The organism is Thiolapillus sp. (genome assembly GCF_048562965.1).
Classification (GTDB): domain Bacteria; phylum Pseudomonadota; class Gammaproteobacteria; order Chromatiales; family Chromatiaceae; genus Thiolapillus; species Thiolapillus brandeum_A.
This window is the reverse complement of sequence record NZ_JBHNMF010000448.1, coordinates 1-2,690: the sequence shown is the minus strand read 5'-3', so window position 1 is coordinate 2,690 and position 2,690 is coordinate 1. Positions and strand designations below refer to the sequence as shown.

General features: G+C 52.9%; 3 protein-coding genes and 1 pseudogene. All 4 read right to left on the bottom strand.

The features are described 5' to 3' along the window. Positions 1 to 170 precede the first annotated feature (170 nt). Positions 171 to 728: a chemotaxis protein CheW gene (locus tag ACOCD2_RS16175; protein WP_293650412.1), complete on the bottom strand. Its 558-nt coding sequence runs from the start codon at positions 726 to 728 to the stop codon at positions 171 to 173. Beyond that, positions 728 to 1,110: pseudogene (locus ACOCD2_RS16170) on the bottom strand (response regulator transcription factor). The gene ACOCD2_RS16175 and the pseudogene ACOCD2_RS16170 overlap by 1 nt, the downstream one beginning before the upstream one ends. 29 nt (positions 1,111 to 1,139) lie before the next feature. After that, positions 1,140 to 1,538: a twitching motility response regulator PilG gene (gene pilG, locus ACOCD2_RS16165; RefSeq protein WP_293650117.1), complete on the bottom strand. Its 399-nt coding sequence runs from the start codon at positions 1,536 to 1,538 to the stop codon at positions 1,140 to 1,142. A 145-nt stretch (positions 1,539 to 1,683) separates the two neighbouring features. Next, the gene (locus tag ACOCD2_RS16160; protein WP_293650118.1) at positions 1,684 to 2,415 is read right to left on the bottom strand and encodes a rhodanese-like domain-containing protein; all 732 of its coding nucleotides are present in this window, start codon (positions 2,413 to 2,415) and stop codon (positions 1,684 to 1,686) included. Positions 2,416 to 2,690 lie beyond the last annotated feature (275 nt).

Below are 2,690 nucleotides of genomic sequence, written 5' to 3'. Positions count from 1 at the left end.
CCTTGCTATGTCAACTATTTTTTGAGATTTTTAGTGGTTTTTCTCCTCTGAAACTCTAAACTCTAGTACCATTATCTATACCCCATAATCGTGAGTTCGACTCACCCAACCAAGTTATTTTTCTGCCTCTTCGGCATCGTGCCTCGCTGCCAAGCGGATATTGTTCATTCTCACTGCTGCGCTGCGGTCATAAAGTGTTTGTCATTGGCCAGTGCGGCCATGCTGAAAACCGGCCACACGCCGTCATCCAGCCCGAATATATCATATACATAGCGCCCCAGGGTTCCGTCGAAGTGCGCGTCGGCTATCTGCTTGCTCAGCGGCAGATGGCGCATGCCCAGTACCGAAGAAACCAGCAACCCGGTGGATGCCCCCCGGTTCCGGATGACCAGCACACGGGAATGATCATCCACTACCACGGCACCGCCACCGATGAACTGCTGCAGATCGACGATAGGCAGCAATTCTCCACGGATGTTCGCCAGCCCCAGCATCCAGCTCTTGGTGCCTGGTACCCGTGTGACCGCTTCCGGATACGGCAGCAGTTCCCGGATCTCGTTCATGGCGGATATCACTTTTACGCCATCCAGCACGAATGCCAGTCCCTGCCAGTCCTCTTCCTTGACCATGGTTGCAGGAACCAGTGATTCCTGCTCCCGGCTGCGCCGGTCCATGTCAGCCAGACGCTGCAGCACTGCGTGAATATCCTGTGCGCCGTCGCCAGCCATCAGTCGACCAGCTCGCCTACCTTGCTCAGGAGTTGCGACACATCCACGGGCTTGACGAGATAATCCTTCGCACCCTGTCGCATGCCCCATTCCCGGTCGGTATCCTGATCCTTGGTCGTCACGATAATGATGGGAATGTGTTTGGTCGATGCATTGCGGTGAATCTTGCGCGTCGCCTGAAAACCTTGCGCGTCGCCTGAAAACCGTTCAGACCCGGCATGACCACATCCATCAGAATCAGATCCGGCATCTCCTCCATTGCTTTCTGTACACCTTCCTCACCATCTGTGGCAACAACCACCTGATAGCCTTCATCGCCCAGCGCCATACTGAAGATATGCACTTCGGTGGGAGAATCATCAACAATCAATACTTTTGCCATATTTTGTTTTTCCACTTGATAAATCGTTGTCATGCCGCCTTGGGAATGTGCCGCCGGATAGCGTCCAGCAATTCATCCCGACTGAAAGGTTTGGTGAGATACTGGTCAGAACCCGCAAGACGCCCCTTGGCCCGGTCGAACAGGCCGTCCTTGCTGGACAGCATCACCACCGGCGTATCACTGTACGCTTTGTTGTTCTTGATCAGTGCACATGTCTGATAGCCATCCAGCCTTGGCATCATGATATCGACGAAAATAAGATCCGGATGATGATCTGCCACCAGCGACAGGGCCTCGAACCCGTCCGTGGCCGTCACGACTTCACATCCGGCTTTCTTCAGCAGGTTCTCTGCCGTTCGCCGAATGGTCTTGCTGTCGTCTATGACCATAATTTTTAGCCCGGAAAGCCCGGTATCTGCATCACTCATTCTTTACTTCTCATGGTCTGTCCCGTTGTAGCCGGGAAAACAATATACTGCATCCCGTCATCAGGTGAAGCCGATTCTGCGCATAGCGGACTGCACGATGGGAAAAGAGCATGATTCAGATCCATTTCAGGCCTTTGCCAAACGGCTATTCACCGACGCTGGGAATAACGGTGGTAATACCCCAGAACTCCCAGAGACGCATCCCCCCACGATAGTACTTGATTTTGTCGCTGGGGTAATCTGCCGCCAGCAATCCGCGGATAGCTCTGGGCGACTGACCACAATCCGGACCATTGCAGAACAGAACCAGCTCCTTGGCCTGGGTGAAATCCCAGTCTTCCGTCTTGTATTTGCTGTCCACAATGCCCCATTTCTCCAGCAATGCCGTAAAGAAACCGATATCACCACGCTCCTTGGCGCCGAACTTTTCCAGCCATTCGGCAATCTCCGGCGAGTCAGGTTCTTTGGTCAACACCGTAAACGGGATATTCACTGATCCCGGAATCGTACCTTTCTTGAACCAGGAAGGCGTTCTCGCGTCGATAAGCAAACCTTTTCCGTCCCGCAGCTTGGTCTCCATGAAATCGAACATCTCCACTTCGCCATAGGTCTCCACATCCGGCGCAGGCGACATGGGCTTGATACAAAAGGGTGGACACGGCTGAATCGTCTTGGCGTAATGCCCGCTGAGCTCATAGTTCCTGTCCTGAACACGCTGAACTTTTACAGAGCTTCCTTCATGTACCACATAGATATAAGGCTTATTGCTCGTCAGCGGTATAAACTTGCTGTCGAGGCCTACTTTCAATTCCTCTGCCGCAACTGGCAACACAGGCAGCAGAATCCCGGCAAATAACAGCAGAAAGCATATTTTCATGCCATTTTTCAATGTCTTCTCCATACGTTTCTCAATCCCCCTCAAACACCCGGCGCTCGCCGAAAAAGCCGCCAGCACGCGCTAGCGATGCATTTTCCTGTCAATGATCATGCGTCTTACTGTCCGCATCGATGCACCGGAATGAAAAGCCTTGTAGTAACTACTCACCCCTATCAGCATAGAGCTGTCCCGAAAAGGCCATTTGAATGGCGACCAGCGGATTGTATCCCTGATTTGCCATGGTCTGCAGGTAACTGGAGATGCGGCAATAGGCC

What these genes read in the sequence shown, in the direction of transcription:
- ACOCD2_RS16175 (WP_293650412.1), bottom strand. Translation starts at nt 728, where the DNA reads ATGGCTGGCGACGGCGCACAGGATATTCACGCAGTGCTGCAGCGTCTG.
- pilG (WP_293650117.1), bottom strand. Translation starts at nt 1,538, where the DNA reads ATGAGTGATGCAGATACCGGGCTTTCCGGGCTAAAAATTATGGTCATA.
- ACOCD2_RS16160 (WP_293650118.1), bottom strand. Translation starts at nt 2,415, where the DNA reads ATGAAAATATGCTTTCTGCTGTTATTTGCCGGGATTCTGCTGCCTGTG.